This window comes from Acinetobacter sp. 161(2023) (assembly GCF_037027805.1).
In the GTDB taxonomy this organism is placed as follows: domain Bacteria; phylum Pseudomonadota; class Gammaproteobacteria; order Pseudomonadales; family Moraxellaceae; genus Acinetobacter.
In genome coordinates, this window is sequence record NZ_JAZEYD010000007.1 from 97033 (window position 1) to 113689 (window position 16657).

Consider the following 16657-nt stretch of genomic DNA (forward strand, 5'->3'; position numbering starts at 1 on the left):
ATTCACCCTTTAAACTCGTTATTTTATATGACAGCCATTTAAGTTAAGTGCTTTGAATTAACTTAAACCGCGGTACAATACTTCCATCAGCCACTTGAACCGTTTCAGTAAACATATCTAATGGACGTACCCAAGTTGAATAGTCACCATAAAGACACTGATAAACGACTAGCTCCTCTTCAGTCTCACTGTGTTTTGCCACAGAAAAAACTTGATAGAGATTACCTTTATAATGCTGATAAATGCCGCGTTGCAATGACATGAAAGTACCTTTTGATGTTATGACATAAAATCTTTACAGCCATATAACATATATAAATTTTTAAATACTTTCACTTTAAAAGATAAAAAAGAGTAATAAAGGACACTTAAAGACAAATTACCGCATTAAATTATTGATATTGTTTACGAGCACCACACAGCATTCAGAAAACCGATTAAATCTATAAAGACATACTGTTTTACCTGTTTTATGTTTTAACGTACTATGCATCTATTGAAAGAATTTGGATGCATTGGAGTAAAAACAGATGTTAGATCAAAACATTAAAACTCAATTAAAAGCTTACTTAGAACGTTTAGAAAGTCCAATCGAATTAGTTGCTGCTTTAGATGAATCAGATAAAGCGGCTCAAATTAAAGAATTAGTAACTGAAATCGCCGAACTTTCTGACAAAGTGACTGCCCGTTTTGATGGCAACAATACACGCCGTCCAAGCTTTGGTGTGGCTAAAGCAGGTGAACAACCTCGTGTGTTCTTTGCAGGCTTACCAATGGGTCATGAGTTTACATCTTTGATCTTAGCGCTGTTACAGGTGTCTGGTTATGCACCTAAAGTGTCAAATGAAGTGTTGAACCAGATTAAAGGTTTAAACCTCAAAGCCAACTTTGATGTGTTTGTATCGCTAAGCTGTCATAACTGTCCGGATGTGGTACAGGCGCTTAACCTGATTGCCATTTATAACCCGAACACAACAGCAACCATGATTGATGGTTCATTCTTCCAAGACGAAGTTGAGCAACGCAAAATCATGGCTGTACCAATGGTGTTCCAAGACAATCAACACATTGGTCAAGGTCGTATGACACTTGAAGAGATTGTGGCAAAACTTGACACTAACTCAGCTGAAAAAGATGCAGCAGTACTCAATGCCAAAGATGCTTTTGATGTATTGGTAATTGGTGGTGGTCCTGCGGGCGCAACAGCAGCAATTTATGCAGCACGTAAAGGTATTAACACTGGTATTGTAGCTGAACGCTTCGGTGGTCAGGTGATGGATACCATGGACATTGAAAACTTCACTTCTGTACAGAAGACTCAAGGTCCTAAGTTTGCTGCCGAGATGGAAGCACACGTTCGTGAATACGATGTCGATATCATGAACCTGCAACGTGTCAGCAAAATCACTGGTGCGAACCAAACAGCTAATAGTTTGGTTGAAGTTGAACTTGAAAACGGTGCAAAACTTGAATCGAAAACTGTGATCCTTTCAACAGGTGCACGTTGGAGAGAAATGAATGTACCGGGTGAGCAAGAATACCGTACCCGTGGTGTAGCGTACTGCCCACACTGTGATGGTCCATTATTTAAGGGCAAACGTGTTGCCGTGATTGGTGGTGGTAACTCAGGTGTTGAAGCTGCAATTGACCTTGCAGGAATTGTTGAGCATGTGACTTTGGTTGAGTTCGATACAAAACTTCGTGCAGACCAAGTCTTGCAAAACAAACTACATAGCTTGCCGAACACAACTGTGATTATGAATGCCTTAAGCACAGAAGTGTTAGGTGACGGCTCACAAGTGACTGGTCTTAAATATAAAGATCGTGCCACTGATGAAGAGCATGTGGTTGAGCTTGCAGGAATCTTTGTACAGATTGGTTTACTGCCAAACACTGACTTCTTAAAAGACAGTGAAGTTGAGTTAACCAACCGCGGCGAGATCATTGTGAATGACCGCAACGAAACCAATGTCAAAGGTGTATTTGCTGCAGGTGACTGTACGACTGTACCTTACAAGCAAATTATTATTGCTACAGGTGAAGGCGCTAAAGCATCACTCTCTGCATTTGATTACATTATCCGTTCTGGGCAGTAAAATCAGTCAAACCGTTATTATTTAACCCAAGCCTAGCATTACAAAATGCTAGGCTTTTTTAATATTGGAGTTACAACTCTTTAACAATTTTTGATCTTTATTAATCAGTTAGTTTATGTTTATATTTTAGACATCCATAATTTTGGATGCCATGAATTAGAAGGAAAAACACAATGAATAAATTACTTGTTGCTTTAGGTCTTGCTGCGACCGTTGCTCTTGTTGGATGTAATAAAGATAAAGCTCCAGAAACAGGCGCGACAACGGGTGAACACTTAGAAAATGCTGCTCAACAAGCAACTGCTGATATCAAATCTGCTGGTGACAAAGCCGCAAGCGATATTGCTACTGCAACTGATAAAGCGACTGCAAAAATCGATGCTGCAACTGACCATGCTGCTGATGCAACCGCTGAAGCTGCTGCAAAAACTGAAGCGACTGCTCGTAAGGCAACTGCTGATACAGCTCAAGCTGTTGAAAAGAGTGCTGCTGATGTTAAAGAAAAAGCTCAACACTAATTCCTAGACTTAGAAAAAAGCCCCTGTTCATACAGGGGCTTTTTTTTAAGTCTAAACCGATTATGAAATTAGACCTTCATCACGCATTGCAATTTGTACAGATTGACGTTCTGCTACTTTATTACGTAGTGCAATAATATGTTTATACGGCGTTAAATCATGCTCAATTGAATTTGACCAATTTGTTAAAACAAATAGATAAGCATCTGCTGGGCCAAAATTATCATTTACCAAATAATCATAATCAGATTCAGACAAATAGTTATCGATATATTTTAAAAGACGATCAATTTCTGCATAAGCTTTGGTTTTTTCATCACTTGTTAATGATCCCCCAAAGAATACGGCATAAGCATCATGTAATTCAGAGTTCAAATATCCCAACCACTCTAATACTTTCGCACGCCCCATCCCTGATGGAGGAATTAAATCCTGTTTAGGATCATGCTGAGCAAGAAACGGTAAAATCGCAACGTTTTCAGTTAACATTAAACCTGGATTAATTTCTAAAGCAGGTACATAACCTTTTGGATTAATCTCGTAATAATCTGCACCTTTTTCTGTTTTATGAGTTTTTAAATTTACCCGTTCTAAGTCAAAATCGACATTAATTTCATTTAAAATAATATGTGCTGCTAAAGAACATGCGCCTGGCGAATAATATAATTTCATATCTGATCCTTGTTATCTCACGTTAATGTTGAAAGTGGCATTATTACAGCTTGTAAAATTAACCAAAACCAATCTGCACAGCCTATTTTTCTCGCTTATGTAAATGACTATTATAGAAAATTCATGCTATTGCAAGCAGTGTTCTGTCGATTTCAACATTATTTCATACATAAAATATACAATCGTGATGACCATATCATTTCAAAAGCAAGAATCGAAAACTATCATCAAAATAAATAGGGACTGCTGCATTTATAACAGTCCCCGCAAAGCTATTATTTCTGTTTACGCATACGTGCTGCCCACAGACCTAAGCCAAGTAAACTTAAAATTGACCATGCATCAAAACTACCAGAACTGCTTTTTGAAGTCATAGCTTCTGCTGTGGATGTATCATTCAAGTCTAGATCGACAATAATCGGATCGTGATCTGAAGAGCGAAATGCATTATCGGCATAAAATGCAGCCTTTTGCTCATCCGTTTTATATTCTTCGTTGTAATCTAACACTGCTGGTTCATCCGAATTGATATGCCATGCGAATGTCTTTTTCACAAGTGGATATAAATCTGCATCGGCAAGTACATGGTCAAGGTTGCCTGAACCGCCATTTCCATCGGTGTTACTGCCCACACCAAAGACATAGCTGTACCCGTTCTTCCCTTCACCAACTTTTTCATCAGTCAATAATGGTTTAAAGCCTGCTTTTTCAAAGGTTAAAATCGGATCTTCTTTCGCATAGCTGTTCATGTCCCCGACTAAAAGTACATTTGGCTTTTCTACTTTTGTCGGTTTTTGTGCAATCCATGCGATTAATTTTTGTACTGAGTTAACACGCAGTGGGTTCCAGCAACTTTGTCCATCTTTTTGGTCAGCATTTTCACCTGTTGCTGCATCATTTCCTGTACCACAGCTTTTTGATTTTAAATGCTGAGGAATCACTGTAAAAATTTTTCCACCTGAAATTGGCTGGAAGCTTTGCGCAATCGTTTTACGTGTTTTACTATCGGCAAAATCTAGAGTTACAGGGTCATTAACGGGTTTAACTCGCTTGCTGTTATAAATAATTGCAACAGCAATAGCATCTGTACCCAATTTATCATCGTCTTTTGGAATCACATATTTCCAATCTGCACCCAAAGCACTGGTTAAATAAGCAACTGCACTTTTATCGCTATAACCATTGTTGGCAATTTCCATCAATCCATATACATCTGCATCAATGGTTTTAAGTGCTTTCACAATTTTGGCATGTTGTTTGTCAAACTCGGCTTTGCTTGTCGCACCACGTTCAGTTGGAAAACCTTTCGCTAAACCATTGTCATAATTCAAGACATTAAAAGAGGAAACACGAACTTGCTTACTGTTCTTAGCAACTACTGTTTCTGGACGTTTATTGCTATCCGCAATCACTTCAATATTATTTCGTCCCAAGATAGGCTGAACACGCCATGCACTGTTACTATACTGCATGATACCTTCGACATTTTTCAGTTGGGCACCTGTACGAAGGCTATGATTAGCATCAAATTGGAGTGGCAACCATGGTGTACGGTTTTGGGTATTATAGCCATCATCAAGGATAAGCTCTGAACGTTCATTGAGTTCTGCCAATGCTTTCGCTTCTGCTGAACCAGCCGAATACAGTTGGGTCGGCATAAATAAACGATTTGGACTTAAGCTCACTGAACCATAGCGACCATAGTTATAGTTTTCACTGACTGTTAGCGTCTGGTTAAATTTAACCAGTTCACCCGCGTAAATACTTGGTGTGGTCAATGCGGAAAAAGGTAACTCAAGTGGTTTTGCAGCCACCCATGTGCTCGCTGCAGTATTACAGGTTAAGACATCAGCGGTTAAGTTGGCCAATTGTAGCTGCCCAGAGAAAGCACCTAATGTACCCTTCACAACGACTTCTTCACCCACCTGACCACCTTTAGCGGTACCCGTTGATGGAGCATAAACAAAAATCGCATTACTCACACTAGCTTTTGCTTTCGTATCAGCGGTTTGCATGAAGAAACCATTATAGCCACCGTCATAGCGATAATCTGCCGTAATCACACCACGTACCGTATAGACACTTCCTTGTGTGTCATTGCGAACATCGGCAATCGGTGTCGTTGTAGCAGAACAGCTTAACGTATCTTTAGGTGGCTCTGTAGGAGCCGTATTTGCACCTAAATGCGCTGAGAAATCATTACGGTTTGACCATGCTGTCCATGAACTGTCTAAATCAAATGTTGTAGCAGGATCAATATTAGTCACATTATTGTTCGTTTGTTTACGGGCAAAACTATTTCCCGAGCTTTTAACTGTGCTCCCCCAACCACCATCCGGACGTTCCCCGACTTTACCAAAACGGTCAATCGCTGTGCCTTTATAATAAAGAACGATTGCATCATCACCATTAAAAGCCAAATTTGCAACCTGATTGACCTGATCACCCAAAGTTGTTTTTAAAGCGCTATGCCCAACTAAATACTTGGCTTTACTCGATAATGTACCCTGTAATGTAACCGTTAAATTGGGAGTTGCTTCACCATTAGCAAATTGTTTGATTTGATAATCAGTCAAATTGACGGCTGTACCATCAGGATTATAAACTTGTAGCCCCTTATTGTTACTGTTGCCATCAATATATTGGCTAAACATCAACTGAGCGTAGGCAGTATGGCTCAGTGCAGTAGTACTACCCAATACCATTAAAATGGTACTTAAACGATTAAGCTGAAAAGTTTTCATAACATCATCATAATTGTTAAAATCGCCAACCATGCTATGTATCTGCTATGACATTGCGATGAAAGATACATTAAAATTCAGTAACATTTTCTCAACCAAACGGTATAATTATCCAAAACATTTGACTTGATCACATGAAGACTTAAAATACCGCATTTGAATTTCAATATTGCCCAGGTTATGTCGATCGATCAGTTAGAAACGCAAATTGCAGACTTAGACAATTTGCCTGAACACCGTGAAATTGTGACGTTTATGCGTCGTTCAGCACCACTTAATACGTCTCAACGCACGGCATTAGAACAACATCGCGATTTAATTTTGGAATATCCTGTTGGCGACTTACGTCAACACTTCGAACACCCAGAGCGCCCTTTAACTGTTGAAATCGGTTTTGGTATGGGTCGTTCGTTAGTACTGATGGCAAAAGCGCACCCTGAACGCAACTATGTGGGTATTGAAGTCCATGTACCTGGTATTGCTCAATGCCTATATGAAGCAGGTATAGCAGAAGTTAAAAACTTACGTGTACTTGATGCAGATGCAATTCAGGTTTTACGTGAAATGCCAGACAACAGCATTAACTGCGTACAACTTTACTTCCCAGATCCTTGGCAAAAGAAACGTCATTTTAAACGCCGTTTTGTTGCTCATGAGCGTATGCCATTGGTTGAACAAAAACTTGAGCTTGGCGGTACGTTCCATGCTGCAACAGATTGGGAACCGTATGCAGAATGGATGCTAGATGTATTAGACAACCGTCCAGACCTTGAAAACTTAGCAGGTAAGGGTAATAGCTACCCTCGTCCAGATTGGCGCCCAGTGACTAAGTTTGAACGCCGTGGTATCGAGTCAGGTCATAAAATTAATGACTTTATCTTTAAAAAGGTTAAGTAAATAATAAAAAAGGCTTAGTAATAAACTAGGCCTTTTTATTTTAATATTAAAAAGAAAATAAATAATCATAGTTTATCTATTCTATTTCTTCTTCCTAATTAATGATTGCCAATCAAGCTAAATCTAGCTATTTATAGAAATTGATACTTGCTACACTAAAGCTTGCTGAGGACAACACATGTTAAAAATATTAGGGCGCGATAACTCCATTAATGTTCGCAAAGTCTTATGGCTGTGTGAAGAGTTAAATCTTGAATATGAAAGAGAAGATTGGGGACGAGGATTTCGCTCAGCACAATCACCTGAATATTTACAATTAAATCCAAATGGTCAAATTCCTGTTGTTTTAGATGGCGATTTAGTCCTTTGGCAGTCCAACAGTATTATCCGTTATCTAGCAAATGCCTACGATAAAGAACATCTGCTTTACCCTACTCAAGCGAAAGAAAGATTCTTTGTCGACCAATGGATTGATTGGCAAGCGATTGAGCTGAATAACAGCTGGACCTATACCATTATGTCTCTCTTGAGACATTCTCCAGATCATCAAGACCCAAATTTATTACAACAAGGTATTGATGACTGGAATCATCATATGCAAATTCTTGATCAACAACTCGCAAAAACTCAGGCCTATGTTGCAGGTACTGAGTTCACTCTAGCGGATATTCCAATTGGTCTATCTGTACAGCGCTGGAAAGCTACACCTTTTAATCATCCAACACTTAAGCATGTCGACCAATATTTTGAACTTTTAAATCAACGGGCTGGTTTCTTAAAATGGGGAAATAACGGCGAACCTTAACTTTTAAATCAGCTTTAAGCTAAGTGATGGCGCTTCACAATGCCATCACTTAAAAGTTGATAGACCTGCTTTAAATCATCTCGATTTGCTTGAGCTAATAAGTCTTGATGCATTGCTAAAATGTTTTGATCACCCCGCATCGCAGGCCCAGTTTGCATTTGCTTTGGATCATTTTGAGTCGCTTTTTTAGCTGTTTCCACAATTAATGGATAGAGCAAGCTAAAGTCGACTTGCTCTTCATCTACAACCTGCTTTGCCATATCCAAGCAATAGTTACTAAAATTACAGGCAAATACGGCAGCTAAATGCAAAGTTAAACGCTGCTTCGAGGTGTATTGATACACTCGGTTACTTAGGCTATTTGCTAAATCTGCAAGTAGTTTCTGATCAGCATCTACTGCCGCTTCAACAAACAACGGTGTTGCAGACCAGTCAACTTCTCTTTCAAAGCTAAATGTTTGTAATGGATAAAACACGCCTGCTTTTTCATGCACATGACTGATGACTTCAATATCAGTACTGCCCGAGGTGTGAACAATAAGAGTTTCGGGAAATAACTCATGTACCTGCGTTGCGAGCTCAGCAATTGCACTATCTGAAACTGCCAAAATAATTAAGTCAGACGGCTGGAACTCTTGAAGTGACTGGCATGCTTTTGCTTGAATTTGTTCTGCAAATTTTTGGGTTTTCTCAAAATCACGCGCATAGACTTGTGTAATGTGATGACCTTTGGCCAATAAAGCCTTCGCCAAATGAAAAGCAACACGCCCACTTCCTAACAAACTGATTTTCATACCAACCCAACAATATTAATCTCTATGAAAAAAGCTTCTCAAAATGAGAAGCTTTTTTCAAATCAGAATTCAATAAAATCAAATTTTTTTATGAATCTATTGATTATTGAGCTACAGAAAACTCAATACGGCGGTTTTTAAAACGCCCTTCATCAGTTGTGTTTTCTGCAACTGGCTGCTCTGAACCATGACCTTGAGCAACAATTTTAGATGCATCCACTCCTTTAGAAACCAAATAATCTACGACAGCTTGAGCACGGCGTTGAGAAAGTGCTTTATTTGCAGTTGCATTACCTGTTGAGTCTGTATGACCACCTACATTTAATTTCAAGCTATCCACTTTATTTAACAGTGGTGCAGCTTGATCAAGAATGGCTTTGTTATCTGCTGGAATTTCACTTGAACCACTCGCAAAATTAATAATTTGCAAGTTAAGCGCTTTAACTAAAGCATTTACATCTACATTGTTCGGGTCGATTGAGCCTAGAGCAGTTTGCGAAGCACTTAAGCTATTGCTTACAGATTGCTCAGCTGTTGCTGGTGCTGTACCGACAACCTCAGTATGTGGCACCAATGCTTTTACTTTTGCAGTTAAAGCTTCTAAAGCTGCTGCATCGCCAGCTTTCAATGTGATTTTGTCACCAACCCATTCTAAAGATGCGTTTGGAACACCTTTTAATGCACCAAGTACACCTGCTAATGCATCTTTATCAGTAAATGCAGCGGCATAAGTTTGGCTGGTATCTACATTACAGTCTTTAGGGGCTGAAAGAACTTTTTTAACTTGAGTTTGTAAAGTCGCCAAGAAACCTTGATCGCCTATACCTGCTTGGCACTGACTTACTGCACCTTTATCATCTGTACTTAAAGTTAAAGTAGCTGGTGCAGCAGCCGCTGCCGCTACGCCACTTGCAGGAGTAGTCTCAGCTACAGGTGTCGCCTCTTTGTGATGGCAAGAGCGCCATAACCAAGCAATAATAAGACCCAGAATAATGAGGGCAATAATGGGTAAGAACCCACGAGATTTACCAGTTGTCTCTGATGCTGCCGCAAGCGGAGGTACGCTTGAATGTGCTGCTGATGATAATCCTGCACCAATACCCAATGGTGCCAAGAGTCCAACTGCCCACTCCGGCAAGTATGAACGAATCGTTTCAGCATGCTGACGTAAATAGTTCACAATACTTTGCTGATCATTTCCGGCAACATCTGAAATTACATTAAGGCTGGGTTTAATTGCGCTGTTGAGTGTACTTTCTATTTCATTATTTGGCGCTGTACCGCTTAAATGGGTAAGTACAGTATTCTTAATTTGATCATTATGAGAAAAAAGGTCTGATAAGGAAGGAGCCAAACTGTTTTTCAATTGTCCAATAAGATCAGGTTTTGCAGCTAATAGTGAAAGCAAGATTGGATAAAATTTAGATAAAGCATTTGTTTTGTCGCCGAGGAATCCATCCTGGTTGTTTAATATTGTTGATGATACTTTTTCTTTAAGCAGTTCTATAGGGTTTATCGACATTGGTTATTCTCCCGAATCTTATAAGTCGTAACCAGCAACTTTTGATTATTCAAATACTTTTCTTTGCTGATAGTTTTTTATTCTAATGTGCGCGAAATTTTTTGTTGTTTTTTAAATAATTTATATACAATTTTCCATCGAGTATTTACAAAACAGGTAGACCATTATGATCTACCTGTTCATATCTTAAATTTACTTTAACTAAGTATTTTATATGTTAGCAAAAGTTTGAAGTACTTTACCCGTCAAGGTTTGTCCCAACAATGGGGTATTTTTCCCTTGTGATAAAATCGTTTCTTTGCTTACTGTCCAGCTTAAAGTAGGATCTACCAACACCCATCCGGCTTCATTTTCCCAACGTGAGGTCATATTGGCAACCTCTGCTGGCACGCTAGTGACTTTAGCAACCCATTCTAAAGGTTCGAATAAACCTTCATTAATAAGTTGAATGCCTAAAGATACATAGGTATCAAAAGCTGTGATGCCTGGCTGAGTTTCAGCAAATGGTGCCATTTTTGCCGAACTGCTTAAAGGCTCATGGTGCGTACAAATTGCATCAATTGCCCCTTCTTTTAAACCTTGACGTAAAAGTTCTTTATCTTGCTCTGAACGCAATGGTGGGCGAACGTGTGCAAGTGAGTTGAAACCGTCTATTAAGTGTTCAGTTAAATGTAACTGGTGCATTGCAACATCGGCAGTCACAGGCAAGCCTTTTGCTTTTGCCGCACGGATTAATTCAACCGATGCACCACAAGACAACAAACCAAAGTGAGCTTTTACGCCAGTTGCTTCAATCATAAGCAAATATTTTGCAATCGCTACAGTTTCAGCAAGCGCCGGAATCATCGGCAAACCTTGGCGAGAAGCAATAAAACCTTCGTGTGTACATCCATCTTTAGCAATCTGAGGTTCTTCGGCATAGAACACAACTGTTAAGCCAAGACCCGCTGCATATTCCAAAGTACGAATAACCACATCATCATTTTCAAAAGCAGCGTTGGCATTTGAAACAGCAGTACAACCACCCTTTTTAAGACCGGCCATATTTGCAGGTTGTTTACCATTTAGACCTTGGGTTTGAGCACCAATAATATGCATATGAATGCCGCCATCATGCCATGCCTTTTCAATCAAGCCATGAATAAGCGCACCGTTGTCTTGTACAATCGGCTTTGAATCTGGTGGGGTAATCACATGCAAAATGCCATTAGCACGTGCTGCCTTACCTTCAGATTTAAGTGTACCGTGTTGCTGTTGACCGGGTTCACGCAAACGCGCACACAAATCAACCATGGTTGGCATTAACCATTTGCCTTGACCATCAATCGTTTGTTCAACTTGCTCGGCTTGAGCAACCAACTTGCCATTTTGAATATATACAGTTTGTACGCTGTCTGTTTTTTGGATTGGGTCTAACACACGTACATTTTCAATTTTTACAATACTCATGTGATCCATTCCTTACAACGTAATCGCTTCAATTAAACCTTGCTCTTGGAGCTGGCCTTGCATTGACAGTGCCAACACAGCCATACGAACCGCAATACCATTGGTTACTTGTTTCAAAATAACCGACTGGTCTCCATCTGCAACACTTGAGTCAATTTCTACGCCACGATTCATTGGCCCCGGATGCATTACAATACAGTCCGGTTTAGCTAAACCAAGACGTTCTTTGTTTAGGCCATACATTCTGTAAAATTCAGACTGTGAAGATAATGCTGGAGAGTCAATACGCTCATTTTGAATACGTAGAGCAATAATCACATCACAATCTGCAATCCCGGCATCCATGTTATTAAATAAGCGAACATGTTCGCCATATTCTGAAAAGCCCACGGGTAATAATGTATTCGGTGCAATCACACGAATATCTTTACATCCTAGTGTTTGTAATGCAGCCACATCCGAACGCGCTACGCGAGAGTGTTTGATGTCACCAATAATGGCAACACTCAACTCTTCAAACGGTTTCTTTGTTTCACGGCGAATGGTAAGCATATCAAGCATCGCTTGCGTTGGATGAGCATGACGTCCATCTCCAGCATTAATAATTGCGACCTTTGGACATACATCTTTAGCAATGAAATGTGCAGCGCCCGAAGATGAATGGCGTACAACAAAAATATCCGCAGCCATTGCTTCAAGGTTCCAGAGCGTATCTCGTAGCGTTTCACCTTTTGATGTACTTGAACGTGCAATATCAATATTCAATACATTGGCAGACAAGCGTTTTGCTGCTGCTTCAAAAGTAGTACGAGTACGGGTGGAGTTTTCAAAGAAAAGATTCATAACCGTCAATCCCTCTAAGAGCGGACGGTTAATTAAATTATTATTATCATCTAAAAAGCTTTGTGCGGTATCTAAAATCTTCGTGAGGTTTTCTTTTGAAAGTCCCTCAATCGTTAAAAAATGTTTTAAATTTCCGTCTTGATTGAGCTGAACCTGGCTCGGCTGATGCAACGCTGCAATATGCATAATGGATTCCTATGGGTCGAATCGCGAAAACGTGCATAGTGTAGCTGAATTCCGCTCTTTTCGCAGAAGAACTTTACAGAATAAGACCCTAAATTGACCAAAAATTTAGGGTCTTATTCGAGATTACCTTAAAGCACCAATATAATGGTGTGGAACTTGTGCCCGATAAATGTCTTCGGCTGTTATTTCTGGCTCTTCATCAACCTTAACAACTGCAAGCGTTTCTTTTTGAGGAGGTTCTGGTAGTGTGTCAACTAAGGATCTTAATCGCTCAACATATCGTTTTAATTCATCATCTTCTGTTTCTAATGCCACCGTAATTACATATTTGGCATAATCTTTATTTTGAATCACATACATTGCATCTATTACCCGTCCTGTGACCCGACGCATACGCACATATATTTGTGTGGCCACCGAGAAAGCATCTGCATTAGCAATAAAACCATTCCCCAACATGTCTTTCATTTACAACGTCCCCATCCATTAAAATTATAAAATGGTTAAAAACTGACTTTGTCTGTTAAATAAATAACCATCAATAATGTTGATCTAGCAAAATACATACCAATTTCAAGGTATTATTCTTTAAAAATCAGTTTTTTGGTTGCAAAATGATAGGTTGCAATAATTTAAAAACCTTTAGACATCAAAATACGTTAAACTTTGCATCGTTAATATTTATATGTTTTGGTCAATCGAGTTTATGAATACCTCTTTACGTTTAAACCACTATTGGATTACTTGTGCTGATGGTTTAGAACCCCTCTTACAAGAAGAAATAGAACAACTTGGCACCAAAGTGACAGAACGTAAAGCAGGACGTTTAATCATTGAAGGGACGCTTGAAGAAGCTTACCGCATTTGTATGTGGTCGCGTCTCGCTTCTCGTGTTTTACTTCCTATTCATACTTATGAACTTGATTTTACGCATGATGCACGTGATGTCGCAGAAGAACTCTACGAAGGTGCAATGAGCTTTGACTGGTCACTTGTTTTTGCACCACAAAGTACTTTCGCAATCCGCTTGCATGCTGAACGTGAAATCATGGTCAATTCGCAATTTGCCACACTACGTGTAAAAGATGGCGTTGTTGATTCTTTTATGGAAGCTGTAGGTCGCCGCCCAAGCATTGACACCAAACAACCAGAAATTACGATCTATGCTTTGGCAGGTAAAACTGAACATACCTACTGTCTAGATTTATCAGGTGATTCGCTCCATAAGCGTGGTTACCGCCGTTACATGACGGATGCACCAATTAAAGAAAACCTTGCTGCGGCAATTTTACAAAAAGCTCAGCTCAAACAGCGTAATCCTGAGATTGTGCTTGACCCAATGTGTGGTTCAGGCACATTCATCATTGAAGCATTAATGATTTTAACTGACCGTGCACCAGGACTTGTTCGTCGTTTTGGATTTAATGGCTGGCATGGTCATGACCGCGACCTTTGGCTTTCACTTAAAGCAGAAGCAGCAGAACGTCACGAAAAAGCGCTTGAATTACCTTTACCTAAATTTTATGCCTACGATGCAGACTGGGAAGCGATTAAAGCAACCCGTGAAAATATTATTGCGGCAGGCTTTGAAAATGTATTAGGTCAGATTCAAATCGAAGAGCGTACTTTAGCTGACTGGCCAGATTTTGCTGCTGAAGGCAAAACTGCATTTATTGTCACTAACCCGCCTTATGGTGAACGTTTAGGTGAAAAAGCTTCAAACCGTTCTCTATACCTAGGTTTATCAGCACTTTTACAAAAGCATTTCCCAAATCAATATGCAGCAGTTATTGCAGCTCAAATTGAACAATCTGATGTTCTAGCATTTGAAGCGCCTGAAACGTTACGTTTAATGAATGGTAAATTACCAATTTATATTCGTTTCGGTGTAATCAAACCTGAAAAAGTAACTCAACCATTTTTAGCAACTTGGCAAGCTCAACCTATTGAAATGGAAGAAGCTCAAGACTTTGCTAACCGTTTGCAAAAAAATATGATTGCCTTGAAAAAATGGGCAACGAAAGAAAATGTTTATTGCTTACGTTTGTATGATGCAGACTTACCTGACTTTAATGTCGCTGTTGACTTATATGGTGACCGTTTACATGTTCAGGAATATGCACCACCAAAAACAATCGATCCAGAAAAAGCTAAAAAACGCTTTAATTTAGCGCTTGCTGCAATTCGTGCTGTTACTGGCTTAAACCGTGATGCCATCTTTATTAAGACACGTGCACGTCAAACTGGTACAACTCAATATACGAAGCAAAGTACGGCTTCAAAACGTTTTATCGTGCAAGAAGGTAAAGCTAAAATTTTAGTTAACCTGACCGATTACCTTGACACAGGTTTATTCCTTGACCATCGTCAAATGCGTTTACGTATTGCTCAAGAAGCACGTGGTAAGCACTTCTTGAACTTATATAGTTATACGTCTACTGCAAGCTTACATGCTGCGCTTGGTGGTGCTGCTAGTACAACAAGTGTGGATTTATCTAACACTTACTTGAACTGGTCAAAAGAAAACTTCGTTTTAAATGGCTTAACTGTAGATCATGCAGATGAACAGCATATGTTCTTTGCTAGTGACTGTTTTGAGTGGTTAAAAGAAGGTCATGAACAATACGACCTTATTTTTATTGACCCACCGACATTCTCAAACTCGAAAAAATTCTATGGTACATTCGATGTACAACGTGACCATATCTCACTGATTAAACGCGCAATGAACCGTTTGCACAGTGAAGGCACGCTCTACTTCTCGAATAACTATCGCGGTTTTGAAATGGACGAAGAAATTGAAGCTATTTTTCAGGTTGAAGAAATCACTTCTGAAACCATCGGCCTTGATTTTAAACGTAATCAAAAAATCCACCGTGCATGGAAAATTCAGCACCCTGCTCTAGATCAATATTAATAACACTCGAGGTTATTATTACTTCACGGTAATAATAACCTCACCATGAATATTTTTTGATTCAAAGTCATAACGTGTAAATCGATCTGTTCGGTCTGGTAGTACAACGATCTCTAACTTTTTCTTTTCTTTAATATCTATAACTTGATTTTGTTTTTGTTCTTGATAAGGCGATAACACACTTGACCTTAATGTATTCCAGTGAACTTCTTGTAAATAGTTATCTCCTAATACTTTCCGGGCTTGGTGCTGCTCTATTTCCGTTTTTTTTGCATCATCTTGAGCTTTCGCAATAATGACGGGTAAAGACGCAGTTATCGCTCCAGTTTGAGTTGCAAGCGCACTTTCTGTCATTGGTTGTGCTGCCCATGTATTTGATAATAATACAGATACACCGCTCAAAATTCCCAGCATATATCCTTGTTTATTATTCATTAGCTATTTCCTAAAATTGTTATTGTTTGTTATATCAAATCAAACTAGCAACTTTTTAATCTTGTCGCAATGTTATAAATAAACTTCCCGACAATTAACATTGATCGTTTTAAAACCTGAATTTTTTGACAGGCATTTTGTGAATATTCAAGTTTTTTTATAGATTGTTATCTCAGACTTGAATGCCCCCCCCTAAATCACTTACTGTGATTTTATTAATAAATCAAAACCATATGAGGTGAAATAATGCTTCAGCACTGCTGCCAACTATTAGAAAATCTTCAACTCAAAATTGCATTTATTGAAAGTGCCAGTTCCGGTTATTTAACCAGTCAATTTTCCATTCATAAAAATAGTGGTGCAGACATTTTATTGGGTGGTTTAGTCAGTTACGACCCCAGCATTAAAATTAGTATTTTAAATATCGATCCAAAGTTAATAGAAACTTACACGGCCGAATCACCACAAGTCACAGAAGAAATGTGCAGACTGGGCCAAAGCTTATTTCAACAAGCCAATATTATTGTAAGCTGTACGGGTCTATTAAAATCTGGAGGAAGTGAAACCGCAGAAAAGCCTGTAGGTACTTTTTTTATTTGTATTGCTTACCAAGAACGTATTTATCATTACCATTATTTTTTATCTGGCCACCCCGAACAAAAATTAAAAACATTAACTCAAAAAGTTTCAGACATCTTAATTGCTTTACTCACACCAAAAACACAAATAGTCTCGCCATAAAAAAAGAGAATATGTTTCCATATTCTCTTTTCGGTTTT

General features: G+C 39.0%; 15 protein-coding genes. 6 read left to right on the forward strand and 9 right to left on the reverse strand.

Annotated features, from left to right (window positions below):
• Positions 1 to 43 precede the first annotated feature (43 nt).
• Complete coding sequence (locus WA249_RS08480) at positions 44 to 262, reverse strand: DUF1653 domain-containing protein (RefSeq protein ID WP_003652655.1); 219 nt, start codon at positions 260 to 262, stop codon at positions 44 to 46.
• 268 nt (positions 263 to 530) lie between these two features.
• Between WA249_RS08480 and ahpF the strand changes: the two genes are divergently transcribed.
• Together ahpF and WA249_RS08490 are read left to right on the forward strand one after the other, a co-directional pair.
• Positions 531 to 2096, forward strand: coding sequence for an alkyl hydroperoxide reductase subunit F (gene ahpF, locus WA249_RS08485; RefSeq protein ID WP_336167839.1), 1566 nt, complete (start codon positions 531 to 533; stop codon positions 2094 to 2096).
• 173 nt (positions 2097 to 2269) lie between these two features.
• Positions 2270 to 2614, forward strand: coding sequence for a hypothetical protein (locus WA249_RS08490; RefSeq protein WP_336167841.1), 345 nt, complete (start codon positions 2270 to 2272; stop codon positions 2612 to 2614).
• A 60-nt stretch (positions 2615 to 2674) separates the two neighbouring features.
• On the opposite strand, the gene WA249_RS08495 is transcribed toward WA249_RS08490, so the two are convergent.
• Entirely contained in the window at positions 2675 to 3286 is a 612-nt protein-coding gene (locus WA249_RS08495) for a glutathione binding-like protein (protein ID WP_336167843.1), read from the reverse strand.
• A gap of 275 nt (positions 3287 to 3561) precedes the next feature.
• Entirely contained in the window at positions 3562 to 6030 is a 2469-nt protein-coding gene (locus tag WA249_RS08500) for an ExeM/NucH family extracellular endonuclease (protein ID WP_336167845.1), read from the reverse strand.
• 180 nt (positions 6031 to 6210) lie between these two features.
• Here WA249_RS08500 and trmB point away from each other — a divergent pair, with 180 nt between their 5' ends.
• Positions 6211 to 6927, forward strand: a complete 717-nt coding sequence (gene trmB, locus WA249_RS08505) for a tRNA (guanosine(46)-N7)-methyltransferase TrmB (protein WP_336167847.1) — start codon at positions 6211 to 6213, stop codon at positions 6925 to 6927.
• Positions 6928 to 7105: 178 nt separating this feature from the next.
• On the forward strand, positions 7106 to 7732 hold the full coding sequence (locus tag WA249_RS08510; protein WP_336167849.1) for a glutathione S-transferase family protein: 627 nt from the start codon (positions 7106 to 7108) through the stop codon (positions 7730 to 7732).
• A 14-nt stretch (positions 7733 to 7746) separates the two neighbouring features.
• Here WA249_RS08510 and WA249_RS08515 read toward each other — a convergent pair whose 3' ends face one another.
• The 5 genes from WA249_RS08515 to WA249_RS08535 all read right to left on the reverse strand — a co-directional run bounded on the left by WA249_RS08515 (position 7747) and on the right by WA249_RS08535 (position 12994).
• Positions 7747 to 8526: a Rossmann-like and DUF2520 domain-containing protein gene (locus WA249_RS08515; protein ID WP_336167851.1), complete on the reverse strand. Its 780-nt coding sequence runs from the start codon at positions 8524 to 8526 to the stop codon at positions 7747 to 7749.
• A 103-nt stretch (positions 8527 to 8629) separates the two neighbouring features.
• A complete protein-coding gene (locus WA249_RS08520) occupies positions 8630 to 10048 on the reverse strand; it encodes an OmpA family protein (RefSeq protein ID WP_336167854.1) in 1419 nt (472 codons plus the stop codon).
• Between the two features lie 210 nt (positions 10049 to 10258).
• A complete protein-coding gene (locus WA249_RS08525; RefSeq protein ID WP_336167856.1) occupies positions 10259 to 11497 on the reverse strand; it encodes a dihydroorotase in 1239 nt (412 codons plus the stop codon).
• A 12-nt stretch (positions 11498 to 11509) separates the two neighbouring features.
• Positions 11510 to 12526, reverse strand: a complete 1017-nt coding sequence (locus tag WA249_RS08530) for an aspartate carbamoyltransferase catalytic subunit (protein ID WP_003652674.1) — start codon at positions 12524 to 12526, stop codon at positions 11510 to 11512.
• A gap of 123 nt (positions 12527 to 12649) precedes the next feature.
• The gene (locus tag WA249_RS08535; RefSeq protein ID WP_336167858.1) at positions 12650 to 12994 is read right to left on the reverse strand and encodes a hypothetical protein; all 345 of its coding nucleotides are present in this window, start codon (positions 12992 to 12994) and stop codon (positions 12650 to 12652) included.
• Between the two features lie 238 nt (positions 12995 to 13232).
• Here WA249_RS08535 and rlmKL point away from each other — a divergent pair, with 238 nt between their 5' ends.
• Positions 13233 to 15443 (forward strand): bifunctional 23S rRNA (guanine(2069)-N(7))-methyltransferase RlmK/23S rRNA (guanine(2445)-N(2))-methyltransferase RlmL, encoded by a 2211-nt coding sequence (gene rlmKL, locus WA249_RS08540; RefSeq protein ID WP_336167860.1) that lies wholly within the window; start codon positions 13233 to 13235, stop codon positions 15441 to 15443.
• Positions 15444 to 15461: 18 nt separating this feature from the next.
• Here rlmKL and WA249_RS08545 read toward each other — a convergent pair whose 3' ends face one another.
• Entirely contained in the window at positions 15462 to 15878 is a 417-nt protein-coding gene (locus tag WA249_RS08545; protein ID WP_336167861.1) for a hypothetical protein, read from the reverse strand.
• Between the two features lie 246 nt (positions 15879 to 16124).
• Between WA249_RS08545 and WA249_RS08550 the strand changes: the two genes are divergently transcribed.
• Positions 16125 to 16619 (forward strand): CinA family protein, encoded by a 495-nt coding sequence (locus WA249_RS08550; RefSeq protein ID WP_336167864.1) that lies wholly within the window; start codon positions 16125 to 16127, stop codon positions 16617 to 16619.
• The last annotated feature ends 38 nt before the right edge of the window (positions 16620 to 16657 follow it).